The organism is Arthrobacter horti (assembly GCF_030731045.1).
In the GTDB taxonomy this organism is placed as follows: Bacteria; Actinomycetota; Actinomycetes; order Actinomycetales; family Micrococcaceae; genus Arthrobacter_E; species Arthrobacter_E nanjingensis.
Genome location: NZ_JAVALS010000008.1, coordinates 27,435 through 49,904, shown reverse-complemented (window position 1 = coordinate 49,904; position 22,470 = coordinate 27,435). Strand labels below are relative to the sequence as shown.

Sequence of the window (22,470 nt, the reverse complement as noted above, 5' to 3'; positions counted from 1 at the left end):
GACGGGACGCGGCGGCGCGCTCACGCCTTGCGGAAGAGGCCCACCGCGTCCCTCATGGCCGCCCGGGCCCGACGGCGGTCGCCCGCGGCGTCGTACGCGCAGCTCAGACGGAACCAGCTGCGCCAGTCCTCCGGCGCCGCCTCCGCTTCTCGCTGGTACTTCACGAACTCCGCGTCGGCCGCCTCGCGGACGATCCGTCCGCCCGGGGTCCGTGGGAGGTTGTCCGGCGGCAGGCCGCCCTCGTCCTCCAGGATCCTGGCCATCTTCTCCGTGCGGGAGCCGAACAGAAGCTCGCGCACGAGCGCCCAGGCGCCCACCACGGGCAGCAGGAGGTACCCGGCACCCATGGCCTTCGCCATCGGGTTCGGATCGCCGAGCAGGAGCACGGCTCGCTCGAAGGTGACCACCAGGTAGAAGACCAGCAGGAGCGAGATGGCCCCCACCCAGATCTTGGTGCGGTTGCGGACCCAGAACTCCCCCATCAGAGGCCCAGATCCAGGTAGCCGTCCAGACCGTGGGTCAGGCCCGGACGGGTGGACACCTCGCGGAGGCCCAGGAGCACGCCGGGCATGAAGGAGGCGCGGTCATAGGAGTCGTGGCGGAGGGTGAGCTGCTCGCCGGGACCTCCGAGGAGGACCTCCTGGTGGGCGACGAGACCACGCAGGCGGACGCTGTGCACATGGACTCCATCGACGACGGCGCCGCGTGCGCCGAGCGGATCGCTCTGCGTGGCGTCCGGGCTGGCCGGGACTCCGGCTTCCTCACGGGCGGCGCCGATCAGTTCGGCAGTGCGGGCGGCGGTACCGGACGGAGCATCGACCTTGTCCGGGTGATGCAGTTCCACGATCTCCACGGACTCGAAATAACGGGACGCCTTGGCGGCGAACGCACTGGCCAGGACGGAGCCGAGAGCGAAGTTCGGGGCGATCAGGACACCGACGCCCGGGGTGGTGGCCAGCAGCTCACGCAGCGACTCCAGCTTCTCCGCGGACCAGCCGGTGGTGCCCACCACGGCGTGCAGGCCATGCGCGACGGCGAAGCGCACATTGCGCTCGGTGGCGTCCGGGACGCTCAGGTCCACCACGTGGGTGGCACCGGCGTCGAGAATGCTCTCCAGGGGGTCGTCACGGCGCAGCTGCGCCACGAGTTCCATGTCCGCGGCCGCGTTCACCGCCTTCACGGCTTCGCCGCCCATGCGCCCGCCCGCGCCGACCACTGCCACTTTCATGCTCATGGTCCAAGGGTATCGGCGTGCGGTCCGGCCACGGAAAACGGCGTCAGCGGGTTGCTTCCTCCTGGCGGCGGACCATCTCGGCGATCCAGAGCGGCGCGTAGGGTGAGGTGCAGCCCGGCGGGGTCGGGTAATCCTTCAGGACCTCCAGGCGTTCTCCGATGGACAGGGCCCGGTCCCGCAAGGCCGCGTGGTGGATACCGATCTGCGCCAGGCAGTCGTTCATGGCCCATTGCAGGCGCTCCGGGGCAGCCTTCATGTCGCTCTCGATCCGGTCCAGGAGCCCGTCCAGGTCCAGACCGGCAAGGTCCTTGACCACCCGGGCACTGGTCACCACACGAGCACTGGTCAGGGCCCAGCCCGCGGCGGCGACCACGGGGTCCGCGTCGGAGAACCAGGCGGTCCGCAGTTCGTCCGCGTGCGGACTCTTCTTGACCACGTAGTTCACCAGCCAGTCCAGGACCTTGGGGGACCTTCCCACCCGGATCATCGCGTCCAGCTCCTGCGCCGTGAAGTCCTTGGGACGGCAGATGAGGAGTGAGAGCAGGCGCGCGGCCGTGTCGCCGCTCGCCCAGAGCTCCCGGGCGAGCAGCTGCTGGACCTTGAGCCTCTTGGCGACGGCCCGGAGCCGGCTCAGGTTCACCCCGTGGTCGTCTCCGTGACGTTCGTTGATCTCCCGCACCCTGGGGTCCTCCAGAGAAGCCAGCTCGGCGAGGATCTCCTGCACGGCAATGGGCTGGTCCCCGGTCATCCCGTCAGATCCCCACCCACTCGACAGTGCCGTCCGTGAAGAACTGCTCCTTCCAGATCGGGACCTCGGCCTTGACCCGTTCCACGATGGCGGAGCACAGCTCGAACGCCTCGCGGCGGTGTGCCGTGGCCACCGCACACACGAGGGCCGCATCTCCGATGGCCAGGTCTCCCACCCGGTGGGAGACCCAGACGGCCGCCGTGCCGTGGGAGGCACCGAGTTCGTCGACGATCGTCTCCAACGCCGCCTGCGCGCTCGGGTGGGCGCTGTAGGCGAGCCGGTCCACGGACTTGCCGCCGTCGTGGTCCCGGACCACGCCGCAGAACGTCACCACCGCCCCGGCATGGGCGTTGGACACGGCGGCGAGCGCGGCGTCCGCTGAGATCGCCTCAGCGCTCAGCTCGGCGAAGAGGACGGTGGCGTGGCCGGCCGATGCGTCCGCCACCGATTCGTTGTCAATGGTCATGGTGTTCTCCCTGGGCCTGGGCGCAGATATGGGTCACGAGCGGGTCCAGGACGGCCAGGCCGTCCATCACACCCTTGGGGGATCCGGGCAGGTTCACCAGCAGGCAGTCCCCGGCCAGCCCGGCGTGGCCACGGCTGAGCGCCGCGAACGGCGTCTTGGCCAGTCCGGCGGCGCGGATCGCCTCCATGACTCCGGGCAGCGGCCGGTCCAGGAGCGGCAGGGTCTCCTCCGGGGTGAGGTCGTCCGGCGTGAGGCCGGTGCCCCCGCTGGTGAGCACGACGGCGCAGCCCACCTGCAGGAGCGCGCGCAGGGCGGCCCCGACGGCCGCGCCGTCGGGCACCACGAGCGGTTCGTCCGGCTCGAAGCCGTGCTCACGCAACCAGTCGGCGATCACCGGGCCCGTCATGTCCTCCGCCAGCCCGGCGGCCGCACGGGTGGAGGCGATGACGACGCCGGCGCGGTTCCTTTGCAGCCCGTGGCTCACAGCGACCAGTCCCCGCTCTTGCCACCGCTCTTCGCCAGGACCTTGAGATCCGAGATGACGGCGTGCTTGTCCACGGCCTTGACCATGTCATACACGCTCAGCGCGGCGACGCTCGCCGCGGTCAGGGCCTCCATCTCCACCCCCGTGACGCCGCGGGTCTTCACGAGTGTCTCGATGCGGACCGAGTCTTCGCCGAGTTCGAAGTCCACGGTCACCTTGGCCAGCGGCAACGGGTGGCAGAGCGGCACGAGCTCCGGTGTCTTCTTGGCCGCCATGATCCCGGCCACGCGAGCGACGGCGAGCGCGTCACCCTTCGGCAGCCCGCCCTCGCCCAGGAGGTGCAGCACCTCGGGGGTGGTGGTCAGGACGGCCTGGGCGCGGGCCACGCGGGTGGTCTCCTCCTTGGCGGAGACATCCACCATGTGGGCGCTGCCGTCCGCACGGACGTGCGTGAGCTCTGTCGGCGTCAAAGGACTCGGTTCGGTCATAGGACCCATACTTCCACCTCGGTGCCGTCCGGAGCGTGTCCGAGTCCCACCGGCAGGTGCACCAGGCAGTCGGAGTGGGCCAGCGCGTGCAGCAGGTGGGAACCCGGGCCGCCCACCAGCGTCACGCGGTCCCCGTTCAGCCGGCCACGCCTGACCTGGTGTTTCCCCGCAGGCTTGTCCGCGGCTCCTTCCAGCCGCAAGGCGATACGCGGCCGGGTCCCGGCCAGGAGCGGCCGGAGGAACATCTCGAAGGACACCAGGGAGCTGACGGGGTTCCCCGGGAACCCGAGGAACGGCACGTCGGCGCCCGCGATGCGTACCGTCCCCAGCGCCTGGGGACCGCCCGGCTGCATGGCCACGGACACGAAGTCGACCCCCTCGGAGAGGCCCTGCTTCACCACCTCGAACGCTCCCTGGCTGACGCCGCCGGTGCTGATGACCAGGTCCACGCCGTCCAGCCGGGCCAGGGCGTCGCGAAACCCTTGGGGGCTGTCCTCCTGGGTATGGGCCTGTACGACGCCGGCACCGGCCTCGCGAAGAGCGGCCGTCAGCATGGGTCCGTTGGAGTCATGGATCCGGCCCGTGGGAAGCGGCTCACCGACGGGCACCAGTTCGTCCCCCGTGCTCAGGAGTGCCACCCTCAGCAGGGGGCGCACGGAGACCCGGGCGACGCCGAGCGCCGCCAGCAACGCGATCTGGGATGGGCCGAGGACCGTTCCAGCCTCGAGGGCTCCGGATCCCAGTGCGACGTCGCTCCCCCGCGTCCGCACGAACTGGCCGGCGGGTGCTGCGGGCAGGCTGATCTCCTCCCCCTCGTCCAGGAAGCGGGACGGGACCGCGGCTTCCACGGGCACGACGGCGTCGGCCCAGGCGGGCAGCATGGCGCCGGTCATGATGGGGGCGGCTGTGCCCGGCGACGGTTCGGGGGCGAGCGCGGCATCACTGTGACCGGCGGCGATGGTGGCACCGACCCGGAGCGTGCCCGGGAGGTCCACGGAACGCGCGGCGTACCCGTCCATCTGGGAGTTGTCGAAGGGCGGCAGATCCAGCGGGGCCGTGACGGACTCGGCCAGGACCCGGCCACGCGCCGCGGAGAGCGGCACCGTCTCCGGGTGCCCGGAGAGCCTGTCGACGACCGGCCTCAGGAGCTCCTCCACGGCGGCGGCGTGCGCGGCGACGGAGCGGGGCGCGTGATGAGACTCACGGGATGACGTCATGGCCCCATTCTGGCAGGAACGCTCACGACACCGTGAAGCCGACCGAGTGAAGCCCGCTGGAGCCATTCGGCGCGGGAGGGACCTGATCGGTGCTCTGGGCGGTTCCGTCGCGTCCGGTCATCCGGACGGTCACCGTGTGCTTCCCGTGGCCCGGCACGCCGCCGGCCGCCTCGGCCAGCGGAAGCCACCACTGGCGCCATGAGTCCGCTCCCCCGTCGCCGCCCAGACGCGCGGCACGCCACGCGCCGTCGTCGATCCTCACCTCCACGGAGGCTACGCCGACGCCCTGTGCCCACGCCACACCGCCCAGGACGGCGTCGGCGTGAAGGGACTGCCCGTCCCGCGGCACATCCACCCGGCTGGAACGCTTGATGGGCCCCAGAGGCGACCACCCCCGGGGGATCCAGTAGCCGGAGTCGGCAGCGAAGGTGGTCACCTTCAGCTCCGTCAGCCACTTGGTCGCGGAGACGTACCCGTACAGGCCCGGAACCACCATCCTCACCGGGAAACCATGCTCCGGCGGCAGGGGCTGCCCGTTCATGCCGACCGCCAGGATCGCTGCGCGGCCGTCCTGCAGGGCGGCCAACGGCGTGCCCGCGGTGAAGCCGTCCACGCTCGTGGAGAGCACCATGTCCGCACCCGGCTTCACACCGGCCTCGGCCAGCAGTTCGCGCACCGGCCAGCCGAGCCACCGGGCGTTGCCGATGAGGTTCCCGCCGACCTCGTTGGAGACGCAGGTGAGGGTCACGTCGTGCTCCTCGAGGGGCTTGGCCAGGAGCTCGGCGAAGGTCATGGTCACTTCCTGGTCCACCATGCCCGTCACCCTCAGCCGCCAAGTATCCGGGTCCGGGAAGGGCACCACCAGGGCCGTGTCGATCCGGTAGAACGAGTCCGCCGGGGTGGTCCAGCTGGGGATGCCGGGCACCGGCGGGTCGCTCGGCGGAGCCGGCGCGGCCTTCTTCGGCGCCGGGAGCTTCAGGGCCGCGCGGGCGTTCTGGTAACCGGTGACCGCGCCCTGCGCCACCGCCGTGCCGACGGCCAGGATGGCGACGCCGACGGCGCTCAGGCCCAGGGCGCTCAGGAAGCGACGGCGGTCGGTGCCGCTCGCGGAGCGCAGCGTCTGAGTCCGGGGCCGGTCCGTCCAGGCACGCAGACGCTCGATCAGGACCGCGAGCACGATGGCCGCGACGGCCCCCGACAGGATGCCGAGGAACGCCGGTGTGGTGCCACCGTCGGGCCGGGAGGCCCCCGCGGCCGCCGAGAGCACGCCGATCGCGATCACCAGGCCCACGCCGATACCCCGCTTCCGGCGCTCCAGCACCCCGGCGGCGCACGCCAGCAGGGCGACGATGACCCGCATGGTGACACCGAAGACCAGCTTGTCATTGGTACCGAAGTTGGCGACGGCCCAGTCCTTCACAGGTCCCGGGAAGGCGTCGATCATCACGGCTCCGACGGCGTTCAGGGGCGAGACCGACGGGCTCAGCCAAGCACTCAGGAGTTCCCCGGACAGAAGGCCGAGACCCACCGCCAGAAGGCCGCAGAGGGCGGCGAGGGCGGGGCCGGCCCACCGGCCCTGGAACCCGGGGGCCGCCCCGGTGGAAGCTTCTCCGTTCATGCTTCCAGCGTAGGTCCGCGGCGTCTCTCCGGAGCCTCCGTGAGCGAGGATATGACGGAACCGAAAGGTCTCTTTCCGGTCATCTGGCGTAGTGTGAATCACATGAACACGACGGCTGGAAACGGACGCGTGCAGCTCGGCATGCCCGGGTCGCCGTCCCCCGCACCCTCTGGCGAGAGGATCGCCATGCCGGAGCACGAGGGTCTGCTGGACCGCTTCGGGCGCCGCGCCACGGACCTGCGGATCTCACTCATTGACAAGTGCAATCTGCGCTGCACCTACTGCATGCCCGCCGACGGGCTTGCCTGGCTGCCGAAGAACCGGCTCATGAGCCCCGAGGAGATCCGGCGCCTGGTGCGGATCGGCGTCCGTGAACTGGGAGTGCGCGAACTGCGGCTCACGGGTGGCGAGCCTCTGGTGCGGGCGGAACTGGTGGAGATCATCGCCGCGGTCCGCTCGGATCACCCGGATCTCCCGATTTCCATGACCACCAACGCCGTGGGCCTCGCATCCCGTGCGAAGGCGCTGGCCGAGGCCGGACTGAGCCGCATCAACGTCTCCCTCGACTCGATCCACCAGGAGACCTTCGCCGAGCTGACCCGGAGGGACTTCCTGGACCAGGTCCTGGCCGGCATCGAGGCGGCCGCCGCCGCGGGCCTGACCCCCCTGAAGCTCAACGCGGTGCTCATGCGCGGGCTGAACGACCACCAGGCCCCGGATCTGCTCCACTGGGCCCTGGAGCACGGCTACGAACTCCGCTTCATCGAGCAGATGCCACTGGACGCGGACCACATCTGGCGGCGCGAGAAGCTGGTGACGGCCGCGCAGACGCGGGAGTTGCTCTCGGAGCACGTGGAGCTGGGGCCGGACCCCCGCAACCGCGACGGCGCACCCGCCGAACGCTTCACGGTGCGCTCCCGGGAGACCGGCGAGGTCCTGGGCACCGTGGGCATCATCGCCTCCGTCACGGAGCCGTTCTGCTCCGATTGCCGGCGCACCCGCATCACGGCCGAAGGCAAGATCATGAGCTGCCTGTTCTCCCGTGAGGAGTTCGATCTGCTCAGTCACCTCCGGGCCGGGGCCGACGACGCCGAGCTGGCGCTGCGCTGGCAGGAGGCCATGTGGGTCAAACCGAAGGCCCACGGCATGGGCCACGTGGGGCTCGATGCCCCGGACTTCGTCCAGCCGGACCGCTCCATGAGTGCCATCGGCGGCTGACCTTTTCTTCCCGCATCAGACTGCTCTGCACCAGACTTAGGAGACACCCGTGATCACGGTACGGTACTTCGCCGCGGCCCGTGCCGCCGCCGGCGCCGAGGAGGAGCGCTTCGACGACTCCGCGGCGTCGTTGACCCTCGCCGGACTGCTGGAGACCCTGACCGCGCAACCGCGCGACGTCGAACCTTCCGCTCCCGAGCTCGCCCGGGTCCTGTCCCGGAGCTCATTCCTGGTCAACGGCGTGGCCGCGAAGGACCGTGAGAAGCCCCTCTCCCCCGGCGACACGGTGGACGTCCTCCCGCCCTTCGCCGGCGGTTAAGCCAACTGGTCGGGTCTATCTGTCGCTTTGGGTGTCCCATAACGACAGATAGACCCGACCAGTTGGTTCGGAGAATCAGAGCCCGAAGGTCTCCGTCTCCTCAAACGGTCCCACGACGGTGATGGTGCGGGGGCGGGAGGACATCTCCCGCGCAAGCTCCAGCACCTGCTCCGCCGTGACCCCGTCGATCAGCGCCAGGGTGTCGTCGATGCTCTGGAACTCGCCGGACACAAGTTCGGCACGGCCCAGGCGCGACATCCGTGAGCCGGTGTCCTCCAGGGCGAGCACGATCCCGCCGGCCAGCTGGCCCTTGGCTTTGGTGAGTTCCAGCTCGGTGATCCCGTCCGCGGCCAGCTTCTCCAGCTCGGCCTGCAGCAGACCGATGACCTGCCCCACCTTGGCAGGGCTGCAGCCCGCGTACAGGCCGAAGTAGCCGGCGTCGGCATAGGCCGAGGAGAAGGAGTAGGTCGAGTAGACCAGGCCCTTCTTCTCACGGATCTCCTGGAACAGCCGGGACGACATCCCACCGCCCAGGACGGTGTTCAGCACGCTCATGACGTAGCGGCGGCTGTCGTTGGACACCAGTCCGGGGCAGCCCAGGATGATGTTGGCCTGCTCCACCTGGCGCTTGACCACGTGAAGCCCGGGCAGGCCGGAGATGGCGGCCGGATCTGAGGAACGGCGGGGCGACGGCTGCTGCCCCGCGTCGAGCGGCCAGCCGGCCTCCCGAAGCGCGCCCTCCACGAGTGAGCACACGACGTCGTGGTCCAGGCCGCCGGCGGCGGTCACCACGAGCTCGTGCGAGCCGTAGTGGTCCTGGTAGTGCTCCCACACGGCGTCGCGGGCGACGGCGCGGATGGCCTCCGGAGTGCCGCCGATGGGGCGGCCCAGCGGGTGGTCGCCCAGGACGGCGGCGACGAAGTGCTCGTGCGCCACATCCGTCGGATCATCCGCGTCCATGGCGATCTCCTCGAGGATGACCTCCCGTTCCTGCTCCAGTTCGTCAGGATCCAGGACGGCACCGGTGATCATGTCCGCGATGACGTCGATGGCCATCGGCAGGTCCCGGTCCAGCACCCGCGCGTAGTAGCAGGTGCTCTCCTTGGCCGTGGCCGCATTGGACTCGCCGCCCACCTCGTCGAAGGCGGAGGCGATCTCCAGCGCGGTGCGACGCCGGGTGCCCTTGAAGAGCAGGTGCTCCAGGAAGTGGGTGGAGCCGTGCTGGCCTTCCACCTCGTCGCGGGACCCGACGCCCACCCAGAAGCCGATGCTCGCCGAGCGCTGGCCCGGCATGGATTCGGTCAGGACGCGCACTCCTCCGGGGAGGATGGTGCGGCGTACTTCTGCCCCCTCATGAGCGTGGAGCAGGACCGAACGGCCCTGCTCCACGCTCAGAGGCAGCTCAATGGCTGCCATCGATCAGGCTTCGCCGACCAGTGCGGCCTCATCGTCGGAAGCGGACTCGTCCTCAACCACCGGGGAGAGGGAGAGCTTGCCACGGTCGTCGATCTTGGTGATCTCCACCTGGACCTTCTGGCCCACGGAGACGACGTCCTCGACGTTGTCCACTCGCTTGCCACCGGCGAGCTTGCGCAGCTCGGTGACGTGCAGGAGGCCGTCCTTGCCCGGGGTCAGTGAGACGAACGCACCGAAGGTGGTGGTCTTGACCACGGTGCCCAGGTAACGCTCACCGACCTCGGGGATCTGCGGGTTGGCGATGGCGTTGATCGCGGAGCGGGCGGCCTCGGCGGACGGGCCGTTGGTGGCGCCGATGTACACGGTGCCGTCGTCCTCGATGGAGATGTCCGCGCCGGTGTCCTCCTGGATCTGGTTGATCATCTTGCCCTTGGGGCCGATGACCTCGCCGATCTTGTCCACGGGGATCTTCACGGCGATGACGCGCGGGGCGAACTCGGAGAGCTCGTCCGGGGTGTCGATCGCGGCGTTGATCACGTCGAGGATGTGGAGGCGGGCCTCGCGGGCCTGCTTCAGGGCGGCGGCCAGGACGGAGGCCGGGATGCCGTCCAGCTTGGTGTCCAGCTGGATGGCCGTGACGAACTCACGGGTGCCGGCGACCTTGAAGTCCATGTCGCCGAAGGCATCCTCGGCGCCCAGGATGTCGGTCAGGGCGGCGTAACGGGTCTGGCCGTCCACCTCGTCGGAGACCAGGCCCATGGCGATGCCGGCGACGGGGGCCTTCAGGGGCACACCGGCGTTCAGCAGGGACAGGGTGGAGGCACAGACGGAACCCATGGAGGTGGAGCCGTTGGAACCGAGGGCCTCGGACACCTGACGGATCGCGTAGGGGAACTCCTCGCGGCTCGGCAGCACCGGCACCAGGGCGCGCTCGGCGAGGGCGCCGTGGCCGATCTCGCGGCGCTTCGGGGAGCCGACGCGGCCGGTCTCACCGGTGGAGTACGGCGGGAAGTTGTAGTTGTGCATGTAGCGCTTGGTCTTCTCCGGCGACAGGGAGTCGATCTGCTGCTCCATCTTGAGCATGTTCAGCGTGGTGACACCCATGATCTGGGTCTCGCCGCGCTCGAAGATGGCGGAGCCGTGCACGCGGGGCAGGACCTCGACCTCGGCGGTGAGCTGGCGGATGTCCGTCAGGCCACGGCCGTCGATGCGGACCTGGTCCTTGAGGATGCGCTGGCGCACCACCTGCTTGGTGACGGCGCGGAAGGCTGCGGAGAGCTCCTTCTCGCGGCCTTCGAACTGCTCGGCCAGAGAGGCGAGAACCTCGTCCTTGAGAGCGTCGGAGGCGTTGTCGCGCTCCTGCTTGTCGGCGATCTGGAAGACCTCGGACAGGCGGGCGGCGGCAGCGGACTCGACGACGGCGAACACGTCGTCCTGGTAGTCCAGGAAGACCGGGAACTCCACGGTCGGCTTGGCGGCACGGGCGGCCAGGTCGGCCTGGGCCTCGCACAGAGCCTTGATGAACGGCTTGGCGGCCTCGAGGCCTTCGGCCACGATCTCCTCGGTGGGAGCGGTGGCGCCCTGTTCCTTGATGAGGTTCCAGGAGTTGTCGGTGGCCTCGGCCTCGACCATCATGATGGCGACGTCGTCACCGGCGATGCGGCCGGCCACGACCATGTCGAAGACGGCGTTCTCGAGCTGGGAGTGCTTCGGGAAGGCGACCCACTGGGTGCCCTGCTCGTCGGCGACGAGGGCGACGCGGACGCCGCCGATCGGGCCGGAGAACGGCAGGCCGGAGAGCTGCGTGGACATGGAGGAGGCGTTGATGGCCACCACGTCGTAGAGCTCGTCCGGGTTGATGGCCAGCACGGTCACCACGATCTGGACCTCGTTGCGCAGGCCCTTCACGAAGGCGGGGCGCAGCGGGCGGTCCATGAGGCGGCAAGCCAGGATGGCCTCGGTGGAGGGACGGCCCTCGCGGCGGAAGAAGCTGCCCGGGATGCGGCCGGCGGCGTACATGCGCTCTTCCACATCGACGGTCAGCGGGAAGAAGTCGAAGCCCTCGCGCGGCTGCTTGCCGGCGGTGGTGGCGGAGAGGAGTGCGGTGTCATCGTCGATGTACACCATGGCCGCACCTGCGGCCTGCTTGGCCAGACGGCCGGTTTCAAAGCGGATCACGCGCTGGCCGAATCGGCCGTTGTCGATGATCGCCTCGGAGAACTGGATTTCGGGACCCTCCATGGGTCACCTCCGTTTCGTTGTCGGTGCCCTGCACCCGGCACCCGGTCTTCGATCGAGACCCTCGGGGCGGGATCCGGCCCGGAGGTCACTACCGAGGACCGCGAATGCCGCGGGCTCAGGTCACGTGAGGTTTTTCGGTGCCCGGCTCATCGCTGAACCGGGCGATACTGCAGGAAGCGGCCCGCTCGAGGAGCGGGCCGCTTCCAGACCAACTAGCGGCGCAGGCCGAGGCGCTCGATGAGCGAACGGTAGCGGCTGATGTCGGTGTCGTGCAGGTAGCGCAGCAGACGACGACGGCGACCGACCAGGGCCATCAGGCCACGGCGGGTGTGGTGGTCGTGCTTGTGGAACTTCAGGTGCTCCGTCAGGTCGGCGATGCGCTTGGACAGCACAGCGATCTGGACCTCGGGGGAACCCGTGTCACCCTCGTGGGTGGCGTATTCGTTGATGATCTGCGTCTTTACGGCGGCGTCAAGTGCCACAGTGAACTCCTACTGAGTGTGCCGTGCGGCCCGGACAGAGACTCACTGCCGGGTGTGCCCGGTCCACCGAAGAGGACAGCGAGCAGGGACCGGCAACCACGGACTGCAGCCGGATCCTCCCCGATTCTACCGTCCCGTGACGTTTCTTGTCGAAAGCCAGACGCGGCCCGGATTGTATGGTGAACGGCGCGGCTCTGACTCGGGAGGTGCGTGATGAACGTGCAGGCTGAGGCCGCTGCTGGGGTGGTCGCTGCAGACGGCGATGCGCAAGGCGCTGAGACTGGACACCCTCCGAAAACTACTGAAAGGACGTCGATCGCGCCGTTGGTCGCAGCTGCCCAGGTCCGGCGCATCGACGTCGAGGCCGAAGCCCAGCTGATCCGTGCGACGCGATGAAGGTCGACGACATCGAGACCGTGTTTATCACCGGTGCGCGCTCCTACGCGTTTCGCGAAAGCCGCGACGACATATCGCGGCTTCGTTCACCGTCACGGTCACGATAGATGGGCTGTTCGATTGGTCCTTCCCAGAGCCGGACCGGCGGCCGATTACTTTCTGTACTCATCGCTGGCGACGCGGACCGATCCACGGCTCAACGACTCCGTCGCCGATTGCTTGGGCGTACCAAACCTCGAATGTGGCGCCAGGCATCACGTAGATTCGGGCGAGGTCGCTCCTGAACATCACACGGGCACGGAGTTGACCGTCGGGCTGCTCGACAAGCTCTTCGATGATTGCGCCAAACATGTCTCCGTCCTCGTGTTCGCCCGCTTCAGGGAATCGGAACATCACACTGCGCGAGCCCTCGCGGAAGACACTCGCCAGTAGCTTAGCCCGATCTGACTCAACAAGCCGGACCGAGACATCGGACCGGTGCCCGGCCTTCAGCGTCCGCCGGCAGCCCGCCACTCTGCCTCGAAATCTTCTGCACTCATTAGCTCTAGTGAGAACTGCGGGTCTTGCGCGATCTCCCTAGGAGACGGCATCAAAGTCTCGGACAGCGTAGTGTCGCCCGTGGAGCCCTCTGGGCCAGCGAACTGGGTGCGTCCGTCCCCGAACTTCTCCACCTTGCGGACCTCACGTCTGTTCTCGATCTCACTGAGCAAGAGAGTCGGTTCTTCATCGAATTCGTGGTGCCATACAACCTTGACATACATGATCATCAGCTAGCCCCGAATCCCATGGTCCGGCCCACAAGGTCGAGCGGGGCCTCCCCCGGCACCTCGGATTCCACTACGTCGGCCAGGGTGAAGGCGTAGTGGATGAACGGAATCCAGCACATCTCAAAGCAGGTTTCAGAGATCCGGCGTGCCTAGAACTGCTCACGTGCCGCATCCGGTCCTTGCGACGAGATGTCTGCAGCGATGATGAAATCGCTCCGGTCGCGCCACAACGGATCAAAGTGCCGAGCGTCACGCCGCTTCCCAGGCATCACGACACCGAGAACTTCTGAAGCGTCACGGGCCAGATCACGGTGTAATCATCCCCGTCGACCGACCGGTAGGCAGCACGCACAGTGGCCCAGCGCGGATCGGCACCAAGAACCTCCTGGGCGTCCCGAAAGGCATCGAGTGGCTGATCAGTGTGGACGAACAGATTCATCTCCCCAGCGCCAAAGTCATGTCCGTCAACGAAGCCATGGGCCTCATTGAGGTCGGACTCAAGGTGCTCCTCTAGGGAGATGAGAACGTCGTAGTCGGCCTCGGAAGTTGCCGGCCACTGAAGGACGAGGATGAATTCCATGACTCCTACCAAGGGTACGGGGGTGGAAGGAGACCGTTGGCGATCTGCTTCTCGATGTAGAATAGTTGGCCCTCTTCAGGACCGATGGGCAGCCACTCGTGCAGGGAGCGCTCGAGAGCGAGCACGTCCTGCTTGGTTCCTCGGGCGAGAATGTTGAGGCTGCCGCCGTTCATTTCCTTCGAGGTGTACCGAGTGGCGGGATTCTTCGTGAGCGTCTCCTGGTCTTCTCTCATCGAAAGCCAGGCACGGGACCGGCAGGCCTTGCCCGCATCTCCTCCACGAGCCAGACTGAACCCCATGGCGACCCAGAACCTCACCCTGCACGAACAGCTCACGGCCGGCCGCTCGGCCCGTGCGGAGCATCCACGCAAGGACCTCGCCCGGTTGACCACCGGGGACCGTGATCCGCTGGGGATCCTGACCGAGCAGAACGCCACCCGGGTGCAGGAACTGATCCCCTTGCGCCAGGAGCGCATGGCCGCCTCGGCCTTCGCCTTCTACCGTGGCGCGGCCGCCGTCATGGCGGCGGACCTGGCCCGGGACCCCAATTCCCGCATCGGCGTGGGCTCCTGCGGGGACGCCCACCTGGCGAACTTCGGCTTCTACGCCTCCCCCGAGCGCAGCCTGGTCTTCGATCTCAACGACTTCGACGAGGCCGCCTGGGCACCCTGGGAGTGGGACGTGAAGCGCCTGATGACCAGCTTCGTCGTCGCGGGCCGCCAGGACGGACGGGCACCGAAGGTGATCGAGAGGGCCGCCCTGGCCATCGTCGAGTCCTACCGCCGCGGCCTGAAGGACGGGCTGAGGCTCAGCCCCGTACAGCGCTTCTACACCAATGTGAACGCCGAGCAGATCCTGGACAGGCTGGAGGGGCACTCCCGCAGGGCCCTGGAGGAAGCCCTGACCAAGGCACGACGCCGCACCTCAGGCCAGGCCGCCCGCAAACTCACTGCGCCCGGGCCGGACGGCCGGGCCCGCTTCGTGGACGCTCCCCCGGTCATGGAGCGGGTGGACGCCGTGACCGCGCACGACTTCGAGGAGCTGTACCGCGCCTACCAGCGCTCCGCCGCGATCGACATCGCCTTCCTGGTGGGGCACTACAGCATCTCCGACTTCGCGCGCCGCGTGGTGGGGGTGGGCAGCGTGGGCACCCAGTGCTTCGTGATCGCCCTCGAGGAGGCCGGTGGGGACATCCTGATCCTCCAGGCCAAGGAGGCCCGGGAGAGCGTCCTGGCCCAGTACGGCGGCATCCCCCAGCCGAAGCCGATGCTGGACGGGATCGCCGGCTTCGGCGAAGGCGCCCGGGTGGTGGGCATGCAGAAGATCCTCCAGGCGTGCTCCGACCCGTTCCTGGGCCATCTGAAGACGCCGCTCGGCGACTTCTACCTGCGCCAGTTCCGCGATATGAAGGGCGGGATCGACGTCAGTACCCTGGAGGACGAGTCGTTCCACGGCTACGCCCAGGCGTGCGCCGTCCTCCTGGCCCGGTCCCACTCGCAGTCTCCGGCCGCCGCCCGCGTCTCCGGATACCTCGGCGGGGGCAAGCGGGCGGGGACCGCGCTGGTGGACTGGGCGCAGGCCTACGCGGACCTCAACGCCCGGGACCATGAGGCGTTCGTCACGAGCCTCGAGGACCGCACCCCGCAGAACCGTGACGTTCCCCGGGAGGAGAGCGTCACCGCCTGAATCCGCTCAGACGCGGACGCCCAGAAGGGTCTTGCTCTGCTCCACGTCCAAGCACATCTGCTCCACGAGCGCCTCCGGCCCGCGGTAGGCCACCATGCCGCGCAGACGGGCCACGAACTCCAGCACCACCTGCTGGCCGTAGAGGTTGAAGTCCTCCACGCGCTCCTGGGGCCGGCCGATCACGAACGCCTCGACCTGACGCTGGACACCCTCGAACGTCGGGTTTGAGCCGACGGAGATCGCGGCGGGCCAGCGGGTGCCGGATTCCTCCTGCAGCCAGCCGGCGTAGATCCCGTCCGCCGGGACGAACCCGGTGGCCTGCGGAGAGAGATTGGCGGTGGGGAAGCCCAGTTCGCGGCCGCGGGCGGCACCGTGCACCACCTCGCCCCGCATGCGGTGCGGACGGCCGAGCACCGTCGCGGCCTGCTCCACGTCCCCGGCCGCGAGCGTCTCACGCACCCAGGTGGAGGAGCAGCGGCGCGCCAGCCCGCCGTCGTCGTCGGTGCCGAACTCGTCGATGACCTCCACCTGGAAGCCGAGCTCGGCGCCCAGCTCCCGCATGGTGTCCACGTCGCCGCTGTTGCCGGAGCCGAAGCGGGTGTCGTGGCCGATCACCGCACCGCACGCGTGCAGCCCGTCCACCAGGACGTCCTGCACGAACTCGCGGGCCGTCATGGCGGCCAGGTCCAGCGTGTACTCCATGACCAGGACACCGTCCACTCCCTCAGCCTCGAGGGCCTCGATGCGGTCCTGCAGCCCCATGATCAGCTCCGGGGCGCGCTCGGGGCGGTGGACCTGTGCGGGGTGCGGGTCGAAGGTCACGACGACGGCGCGGGCGCCACGCTCGCGGGCGGAGGCCACCAGCCGCGTCAGCACGCGGCGGTGGCCGCGGTGCACGCCGTCGAAGTTCCCGATCGTCACGACGGCGGGACCGTACCCGGCCGGGACCTCGGTCAGGCCCTGCCAAATGTCAACCATGCGAATTCCCTTGTCGTCAGGCGGCGCCGTCACGGGACGGCCTGTCACGATTATCCACGCAATGAACGGCTCAGGCCGCCGACGGCCGGCGACGGTAGAGCCACCAGAGGCCGAGCAGGGGCAGGATGAGCGGGACGAAGCCGTAGCCCTTGCCGAAGCCGGACCAGACGGTGTCCTCCGGGAACGCCTGCTTGTCGAAGACGCTGAGCGCGCCGACCACCAGCACTCCGAGGAGTTCCAGGCTCACCGCCGCCACGGACACCTTGAACGACGCCGTGCCACGGCGTGCCAGGGACACGGTCGCCACGATGTACACCACCGCCGCGAGAGCGGACAGCAGGTACGCCACCGGTGCCGTGTGGAACTTGGTGGCGATCTGGAATCCCGCCCGTGCCGTGGTGGCGAGGGCGAAGACGCCGTAGACGGCGATGAGGAGCCGGCCAGGCCCCGTGTTGCGGGTGTTCTGGCTGTCCTGACGGGTTGCGGAGGTCAAACCGGGTCTCCTGTAGTTCTTCTAGTACCAGATCTGGTTCATGCGGGCGGCCATGACCAGCGCGGTCACGCCCACCACTGCCAGGACGAAGTTGCTCCACCGGGTCCGCTCCAGCACGGACCAGTAGACCGCGCCGAGGGGCAGGACGAGGGCCGTGAGCATATAGCCCCAGAACTCCCACGCCGCACCCCGGAGATGCTCGCCGGCGATCACGCGGATGATCGAGCCCACCAGGTAGACGAGCACCACCAGGAAGACTGCACCGACGGAGAGGATGGTCACGTCATTGGGCTTCTTGCCCATGATCCCGGCCACCAGGCAGATGACGGTGGAGATGGCCCCCACCACGGCCGTGGCCCAGAAGTAACCGTCCATCAGGCGGCCCCTTCCGGTGCGTCCGCCGGGAAGACCAGGACGGGCTTGGCGTGCCGGCCGGAGTCGGCCAGGAGCGCGATCAGGGCCCCGTCCGGTGCGAACGCGGCCACAGGGCGTTCCGCGGAGGCCGGCTGCTCCGGGTCGCGCAGGATCCGGCGCCCGTGAGACAGGTCGGCGGCCTCCTCGGCGCTCAGCTCGCGGGACGGCATGAGGTCCCGGGCGGCCTGGTCGAGGTCCAGGACCTGGAAGTCCTCGGCCAGTTGTTCCATGGTCCGTGCGGCGTCCAGGGTGAACGGTCCAACCTCGTGGCGGCGCAGCACGGTGAGGTGGCCACCCACGCCCAGCCCGGCACCGAGATCCCGGGCCAGTGCCCGGATGTACGTGCCGGAGGAGCACTCGACGTCGACGTCGACGTCCACCAGGGAGCCTTCGTGGCGGACATCCAGGACGTCGAAACGGTGGATGGTGACGGGACGCGCCGCCAGCGCCACGTCCTCCCCCGCCCGGACCCGGGCGTAGGAGCGCTCGCCGTTGACCTTGATGGCGCTGACGCTGCTGGGCACCTGCTGGATCTCCCCGAGGAAAGCTGCGACGGCGGTGCGCACCGCTTCTTCACTCACGGCGGAAGCGTCGTGGGCCGCCGTGACCTCGCCCTCGGCGTCGTCCGTGATGGTCGACTGGCCGAGGCGGATGGTGGCCGTGTAGCGCTTGCCCGTGCCGACGATGTATGTCAGGAGGCGGGTGGCCTTGTTGACGCCGACCACCAGCACCCCGGTGGCCATGGGATCGAGCGTTCCCGCGTGCCCCACTTTCCGGGTCCCCGCAAGCCTGCGCATGCGTGCCACGACATCGTGGCTCGTCCACCCTTGTGGTTTGTCCACGATCACCAGTCCCGAAAGCACGCCTTCCAGTATAGAAGCCCGCGGGCACCGTTCCGTCCGATCATGGGGAGCAGTCCCCATCGCGCGGCGGACATCGGCGTGAGATCGTTGCCCCAGCGATTGCACTAACTCGGTGCGGTCAGCACCTGCAAGGATCGGGGAATCATGTCCAGCTTCACTTCGCGCACGCGCTTGGCCGGGACGGTCGCGCTCGCCGCGGCCCTCGTCCTGGGCGCCAGCGCCTGCAGCATCACGGTCGAATCGAAGGGGGGCGGCAACCCCACCACGGCGGGAGGCTCCGCGCCTCAGACTGCTGCCGGCACACCCAGCGCCTCTGCGACGTCGGCCCGGACGCAAAGCTCCTCCGGATCGGCCCAGGCTCCGGCCGGCGGCCCCACGGTCGATCAGATGACGCCTGCCGGAACCTCCCTGGCGCTCGGAAAACCGGCCAGCATCCTGGTCACCAACGGAAAGCCGGACAAGGACTACTACGACCGGCAGCTCTTCGAGGTCAAGGTCACCTCGATCGAAAAGGGCTCCTACGCGGATCTCGCCTCGCTGGACAAGGACGGCAAGTACAAGGGATACACGCCCTTCTACATCCACAGCGAAGTCACCCTCAAGGACGCCGTCAAACCGGTCAAGTACGTCTCCTGGAACGACACCGGGTTCCGCAGTCTCCTCGCCGGAGGGGCCCGCGCGGACAGCCTGATCATCTTCGGCGGGTTCGACAAGTGCCCGTCGGCGTCGAGCTTCAAGGCCCTCGGCGACACCCGGCAGGCGTGCAGCGTGGCGCTCGCCCCTGCCGGGACCGCGGTGGCCCAGGTCACCTACACGGGGTATTCGAGCAACTACCCGACGTCCGATCTGAACCCCTACACGGACAAGCCGATCGTCTGGGGCAACTGATCCTTCTCCGGGAGACGTTCCCGGAACACGGCTGAGGGCCGGTGGTCTGCACCACCGGCCCTCTGCCGTGTCACGGGACGCGCGGGAGTCAGTCCTCCTGTGCTTCCTCGTCCTTCTTGTACGGATCGGACTCGCCCGCGAAGACGGCTCCTTCGGCCAGGGCCGCCACTTCGGCGTCCCGTTCCTTGGCCTTGCGGATCAGTTCCTCAAGGTTGGAGGCGTTCTCCGGGATCTCGTCCGCGACGAATTCCAGGGTGGGCGTCAGACGGATGGTCAGATTGCGTCCGACCTCCCGGCGCAGGATGCCCTTGTTCTTCGCAAGGACCTCCTCCGCTCCGGCCTTCGTCTCCGCACCGCCCAGGACGGTGTAGTAGACGGTGGCGTGCTGGAGATCGTTCGTGACGCGTGCGTCGGTCACGGTGATGTCGAGCGCCCGCTCGTCCTTGACGGCCTTCCTGAGAGCCTCAGCCACCAGGACCTTGATGCGCTGTGCCAGTCTGCCGGCGCGTGCTGGATCTGCCATGTTCTCCTCCTCAAAAAGCGTGTGATGGTGAACGGAAGGCCGGGCCCCGAATCTCCCCGGGGCCCGGCCTCTCAGACGCTCCTAGACGCGCGGCTTCTCGCGCATCTCGAAGGTCTCGATGATGTCGCCCTCAACGATGTCGTTGTAGGAGCCCAGGCCGATACCACACTCGAAGCCCTCGCGGACCTCGGTGGCGTCGTCCTTGAAGCGCTTCAGCGAATCGATGGACAGGTTCTGACCGATGACCTTGCCGTCACGCAGCACACGGGCCTTGGCGTTACGGCGGATGAGGCCGGAGCGCACGATCGAGCCTGCGATGTTGCCGAACTTGGAGGAACGGAACACTTCGCGGACCTCGGCGGTACCCAGCTGGACTTCCTCGTACTCGGGCTTGAGCATGCCCTTGAGTGCGAGCTCGATGTCGTCGATCGCGGCGTAGATGACCGAGTAGAAGCGCATGTCCACGCCTTCACGCTCGGCCAGTTCGGCAACGCGCTCGGCCGGCTTGACGTTGAAGCCGATGATGATCGCGCTGTCCACGGTCGCCAGGTTGACGTCGTTCTGCGTGATGGCACCCACACCGCGGTGGATGACGCGCAGCTGAACGTCGTCTCCGACGTCGATCTTGAGCAGGGCGTCCTCGAGGGCTTCCACGGCACCGGACACGTCACCCTTGAGGATGAGGTTGAGGGTGTCGATCTTGCCTTCGGCGACGGCCTGGTCGAAGTCCTCCAGGCTGATGCGCTTACGGCGCTTGGCCAGGGCGGCGTTGCGGTCGGCGGCTTCACGCTTCTCCGCGATCTGACGGGCGGTGCGCTCGTCAGAGGTCACGAAGAAGGTGTCACCGGCACGCGGCACGCTGGACAGACCCAGCACCTGGACCGGGCGGGACGGGCCTGCCTCGGTGAGGGTTGCGCCGTCCTCGTCGAACATCGCACGGACGCGGCCGTGAGCCGTGCCGGCCACGATCGTGTCACCGATGTTCAGCGTGCCGGACTGGACCAGGACGGTGGCCACGGAACCGCGGCCGCGGTCCAGGTTCGCTTCGATGGCGATGCCTCGAGCGTCCTTGTCCGGGTTGGCGCGCAGGTCCAGGGCCGCGTCGGCGGTCAGCAGCACGGCCTCGAGGAGGTCGTCGATGTGCAGGTTCTGGCGGGCGGAGACGTCCACGAACATGGTGTCGCCACCGTACTCCTCGGGAACCAGGCCGTACTCGGTCAGCTGGCCACGGATCTTGTCCGGGTTGGCGCCTTCCTTGTCGATCTTGTTCACCGCGACCACGATCGGCACATTGGCGGCCTGCGCGTGGTTGAGGGCCTCCACCGTCTGCGGCATGACACCGTCGTCGGCGGCGACCACGAGGATCGCGATGTCAGTGACCTTGGCACCACGGGCACGCATGGCCGTGAAGGCCTCGTGACCCGGGGTGTCGATGAAGGTGATGTCGCGCTCGACGCCTTCGTGCTCGTGGGTGATCTGGTAGGCACCGATGTGCTGGGTGATGCCACCGTGCTCACCGGCCACCACATCCGAGTTGCGGATGGCGTCCAGCAGGCGGGTCTTACCGTGGTCGACGTGACCCATGACGGTGACCACCGGCGGACGGGCCTGCAGCTCGTCGTCGCCCTCAGCCTCAAGTTCGGCGTCGAAGTCGATGTCGAAGCTGCTGAGCAGCTCGCGCTCCTCGTCCTCCGGAGACACGATCTGGAGCTTGTAGCCCAGCTCGGCACCCAGGAGTTCGAAGGTCTCCTCGTCCAGCGACTGGGTGGCCGTGGCCATCTCACCGAGGTGGAACAGCACGGTCACCAGCGACGCCGGGTTGGCATCGATCTTCTCAGCGAAGTCCGTGATGGAGGAACCACGGCGCAGTCGGATGACGGTGTCACCGTTACCACGGGGTACGGTCACGCCGCCGATCGACGGAGCACTCATCTGCTCCAGTTCCTGGCGCTTGGCACGCTTCGACTTGCGCTGCTTGCCACGGCCGGCTCCGCCCTTGCCGAAGGCGCCCTGAGTACCGCCGCGACCGCGGCCGCCCTTGCCGAAACCACCGCCGGCAGGAGCACCACCGGTGCCGCCGCCCGGACGGCCGGGGCCGCCACCGGGACGGGCACCCGGACGCGCTGCCGCACCGGGTGCGGGACGCTCGATGCGGCTGGGCATCATGCCCGGCGAGGGGCGGGGACCACCGGGACGCGGGGCGCCACCCGGACGGGGTGCACCACCGGGGCGCGGGGCACCCGGACGGGGGCCACCGGCGCCTGCTGCCGGACGGGGACCACCGGCACCCGCGGCGGGGCGGGGTCCACCGGCACCGGGCGCACCCGGACGGGGACCACCCGGGCGCGGCATGCCCTGGGAGCTGGCGAACGGGTTGTTGCCCGGACGCGGAGCACGCTCACCGTCACGCCCACGGGGCATGCCCTGGGAGCTGGCGAACGGGTTGTTGCCCGGACGGGGACCGCCGGGACGTGCGCCACCCTGACGGGGGGCCTGCTGACCGGCCGGCTTGGCGGCACGCGCGGCAGCACGTGCCGCGGCCTCCGCCTCGGCGGCGGCACGAGAACCGGGCTTCGGACCGAAACCGGGCTTCATGCCACCCGGACGGGCGGCGGGTGCGGCAGGGCTCTGCTCCGGAGCGGCGGGCGCCTCAGCGACCGGAGCCGCAGGCGCCTGAGGTGCCGCCGGAGCAGCAGGGCTCGCAGCGGGTGCCTTGGGGGCCGCGGCGCGGGGTGCACCGGGCTTGGCCGCAACGGGTGCGGCAGGGGCGGAGGAGGATCCCCCACCCGGGAAGGCGTCACGCAGTTTCTTGGCCACCGGCGGTTCGATGGTCGAAGAAGCGGAACGCACGAATTCTCCGAGGCTCTGCAGCTTTGCAAGCGCATCCTTGGAGGTGATACCGAGCTCCTTGGCGAGCTCGTGTACGCGGACCTTGGCCACATTTCTCCTGT

At 68.8% G+C, this 22,470-nt stretch carries 24 protein-coding genes; 4 read left to right on the top strand and 20 right to left on the bottom strand.

The features are described from left to right. Nucleotides 1-20: 20 nt before the first annotated feature. The 8 genes from Q9R02_RS11830 to Q9R02_RS11795 are packed head-to-tail and all read right to left on the bottom strand — an operon-like array spanning nucleotide 21 to nucleotide 6,255. Nucleotides 21-482: a hypothetical protein gene (locus Q9R02_RS11830; RefSeq protein ID WP_305996898.1), complete on the bottom strand. Its 462-nt coding sequence runs from the start codon at nucleotides 480-482 to the stop codon at nucleotides 21-23. Beyond that, nucleotides 482-1,234 carry a 4-hydroxy-tetrahydrodipicolinate reductase gene (dapB, locus tag Q9R02_RS11825; RefSeq protein ID WP_305996897.1) on the bottom strand — a complete coding sequence of 251 codons (753 nt, stop codon included), beginning with the start codon at nucleotides 1,232-1,234 and terminating at the stop codon, nucleotides 482-484. The genes Q9R02_RS11830 and dapB overlap by 1 nt, the downstream gene beginning before the upstream one ends. Before the next feature lie 43 nt (nucleotides 1,235-1,277). Then, complete coding sequence (locus Q9R02_RS11820) at nucleotides 1,278-1,982, bottom strand: DNA alkylation repair protein (RefSeq protein ID WP_305996896.1); 705 nt, start codon at nucleotides 1,980-1,982, stop codon at nucleotides 1,278-1,280. Between the two features lie 4 nt (nucleotides 1,983-1,986). Next, a complete protein-coding gene (locus tag Q9R02_RS11815; RefSeq protein WP_305996895.1) occupies nucleotides 1,987-2,448 on the bottom strand; it encodes a molybdenum cofactor biosynthesis protein MoaE in 462 nt (153 codons plus the stop codon). Next, nucleotides 2,438-2,932, bottom strand: coding sequence for a MogA/MoaB family molybdenum cofactor biosynthesis protein (locus Q9R02_RS11810; RefSeq protein WP_305996894.1), 495 nt, complete (start codon nucleotides 2,930-2,932; stop codon nucleotides 2,438-2,440). Before Q9R02_RS11810 ends, Q9R02_RS11815 begins: the two co-directional genes overlap by 11 nt. Further along, nucleotides 2,929-3,420 (bottom strand): cyclic pyranopterin monophosphate synthase MoaC, encoded by a 492-nt coding sequence (gene moaC / locus Q9R02_RS11805; protein WP_305996893.1) that lies wholly within the window; start codon nucleotides 3,418-3,420, stop codon nucleotides 2,929-2,931. Before moaC ends, Q9R02_RS11810 begins: the two co-directional genes overlap by 4 nt. After that, nucleotides 3,417-4,637 carry a molybdopterin molybdotransferase MoeA gene (locus tag Q9R02_RS11800; protein WP_305996892.1) on the bottom strand — a complete coding sequence of 407 codons (1,221 nt, stop codon included), beginning with the start codon at nucleotides 4,635-4,637 and terminating at the stop codon, nucleotides 3,417-3,419. The genes moaC and Q9R02_RS11800 overlap by 4 nt, the downstream gene beginning before the upstream one ends. Nucleotides 4,638-4,659: 22 nt before the next feature. Next, nucleotides 4,660-6,255 (bottom strand): molybdopterin-dependent oxidoreductase, encoded by a 1,596-nt coding sequence (locus Q9R02_RS11795; protein WP_305996891.1) that lies wholly within the window; start codon nucleotides 6,253-6,255, stop codon nucleotides 4,660-4,662. 141 nt (nucleotides 6,256-6,396) lie between these two features. Between Q9R02_RS11795 and moaA the strand changes: the two genes are divergently transcribed. Both moaA and Q9R02_RS11785 read left to right on the top strand, forming a co-directional pair. Next, on the top strand, nucleotides 6,397-7,473 hold the full coding sequence (moaA, locus tag Q9R02_RS11790) for a GTP 3',8-cyclase MoaA (protein ID WP_425279273.1): 1,077 nt from the start codon (nucleotides 6,397-6,399) through the stop codon (nucleotides 7,471-7,473). 52 nt (nucleotides 7,474-7,525) lie between these two features. After that, a complete protein-coding gene (locus Q9R02_RS11785) occupies nucleotides 7,526-7,792 on the top strand; it encodes a MoaD/ThiS family protein (RefSeq protein ID WP_305996956.1) in 267 nt (88 codons plus the stop codon). A 75-nt stretch (nucleotides 7,793-7,867) separates the two neighbouring features. Here Q9R02_RS11785 and Q9R02_RS11780 read toward each other — a convergent pair whose 3' ends face one another. The 6 genes from Q9R02_RS11780 to Q9R02_RS11760 form a co-directional block, all read right to left on the bottom strand. Next, entirely contained in the window at nucleotides 7,868-9,208 is a 1,341-nt protein-coding gene (locus Q9R02_RS11780; protein WP_305996890.1) for a M16 family metallopeptidase, read from the bottom strand. Nucleotides 9,209-9,211: 3 nt separating this feature from the next. Further along, nucleotides 9,212-11,449, bottom strand: a complete 2,238-nt coding sequence (locus Q9R02_RS11775) for a polyribonucleotide nucleotidyltransferase (protein WP_305996889.1) — start codon at nucleotides 11,447-11,449, stop codon at nucleotides 9,212-9,214. A 212-nt stretch (nucleotides 11,450-11,661) separates the two neighbouring features. Continuing rightward, nucleotides 11,662-11,931, bottom strand: coding sequence for a 30S ribosomal protein S15 (gene rpsO, locus Q9R02_RS11770; protein ID WP_305996888.1), 270 nt, complete (start codon nucleotides 11,929-11,931; stop codon nucleotides 11,662-11,664). 884 nt (nucleotides 11,932-12,815) lie between these two features. Further along, nucleotides 12,816-13,088, bottom strand: a complete 273-nt coding sequence (locus Q9R02_RS16525; protein WP_367575474.1) for a DUF6881 domain-containing protein — start codon at nucleotides 13,086-13,088, stop codon at nucleotides 12,816-12,818. A 274-nt stretch (nucleotides 13,089-13,362) separates the two neighbouring features. Next, a complete protein-coding gene (locus Q9R02_RS11765) occupies nucleotides 13,363-13,674 on the bottom strand; it encodes a hypothetical protein (protein WP_305996887.1) in 312 nt (103 codons plus the stop codon). A 5-nt stretch (nucleotides 13,675-13,679) separates the two neighbouring features. Then, a complete protein-coding gene (locus Q9R02_RS11760) occupies nucleotides 13,680-13,847 on the bottom strand; it encodes a hypothetical protein (RefSeq protein WP_305996886.1) in 168 nt (55 codons plus the stop codon). Between the two features lie 124 nt (nucleotides 13,848-13,971). On the opposite strand from Q9R02_RS11760, the gene Q9R02_RS11755 reads away from it, so the two are divergent. Further along, entirely contained in the window at nucleotides 13,972-15,360 is a 1,389-nt protein-coding gene (locus Q9R02_RS11755) for a DUF2252 domain-containing protein (RefSeq protein ID WP_305996885.1), read from the top strand. A gap of 6 nt (nucleotides 15,361-15,366) precedes the next feature. Here Q9R02_RS11755 and Q9R02_RS11750 read toward each other — a convergent pair whose 3' ends face one another. From Q9R02_RS11750 to truB, 4 genes are all read right to left on the bottom strand, one after another. Continuing rightward, a complete protein-coding gene (locus Q9R02_RS11750; RefSeq protein ID WP_305996884.1) occupies nucleotides 15,367-16,338 on the bottom strand; it encodes a bifunctional riboflavin kinase/FAD synthetase in 972 nt (323 codons plus the stop codon). 70 nt (nucleotides 16,339-16,408) lie between these two features. After that, nucleotides 16,409-16,831, bottom strand: a complete 423-nt coding sequence (locus Q9R02_RS11745) for a hypothetical protein (RefSeq protein ID WP_305996883.1) — start codon at nucleotides 16,829-16,831, stop codon at nucleotides 16,409-16,411. A gap of 21 nt (nucleotides 16,832-16,852) precedes the next feature. Continuing rightward, nucleotides 16,853-17,206, bottom strand: a complete 354-nt coding sequence (locus Q9R02_RS11740; protein WP_305996882.1) for a hypothetical protein — start codon at nucleotides 17,204-17,206, stop codon at nucleotides 16,853-16,855. Next, nucleotides 17,206-18,108: a tRNA pseudouridine(55) synthase TruB gene (gene truB / locus Q9R02_RS11735; RefSeq protein WP_305996881.1), complete on the bottom strand. Its 903-nt coding sequence runs from the start codon at nucleotides 18,106-18,108 to the stop codon at nucleotides 17,206-17,208. The genes Q9R02_RS11740 and truB overlap by 1 nt, the downstream gene beginning before the upstream one ends. Before the next feature lie 144 nt (nucleotides 18,109-18,252). On the opposite strand from truB, the gene Q9R02_RS11730 reads away from it, so the two are divergent. Beyond that, on the top strand, nucleotides 18,253-18,996 hold the full coding sequence (locus Q9R02_RS11730; RefSeq protein WP_305996880.1) for a hypothetical protein: 744 nt from the start codon (nucleotides 18,253-18,255) through the stop codon (nucleotides 18,994-18,996). 88 nt (nucleotides 18,997-19,084) lie between these two features. Here the strand turns inward: Q9R02_RS11730 and rbfA are convergent, their stop codons facing one another. After that, entirely contained in the window at nucleotides 19,085-19,519 is a 435-nt protein-coding gene (gene rbfA, locus Q9R02_RS11725; RefSeq protein WP_305996879.1) for a 30S ribosome-binding factor RbfA, read from the bottom strand. 81 nt (nucleotides 19,520-19,600) lie between these two features. After that, nucleotides 19,601-22,459 (bottom strand): translation initiation factor IF-2, encoded by a 2,859-nt coding sequence (infB, locus tag Q9R02_RS11720; protein ID WP_305996878.1) that lies wholly within the window; start codon nucleotides 22,457-22,459, stop codon nucleotides 19,601-19,603. Nucleotides 22,460-22,470: the final 11 nt, after the last annotated feature.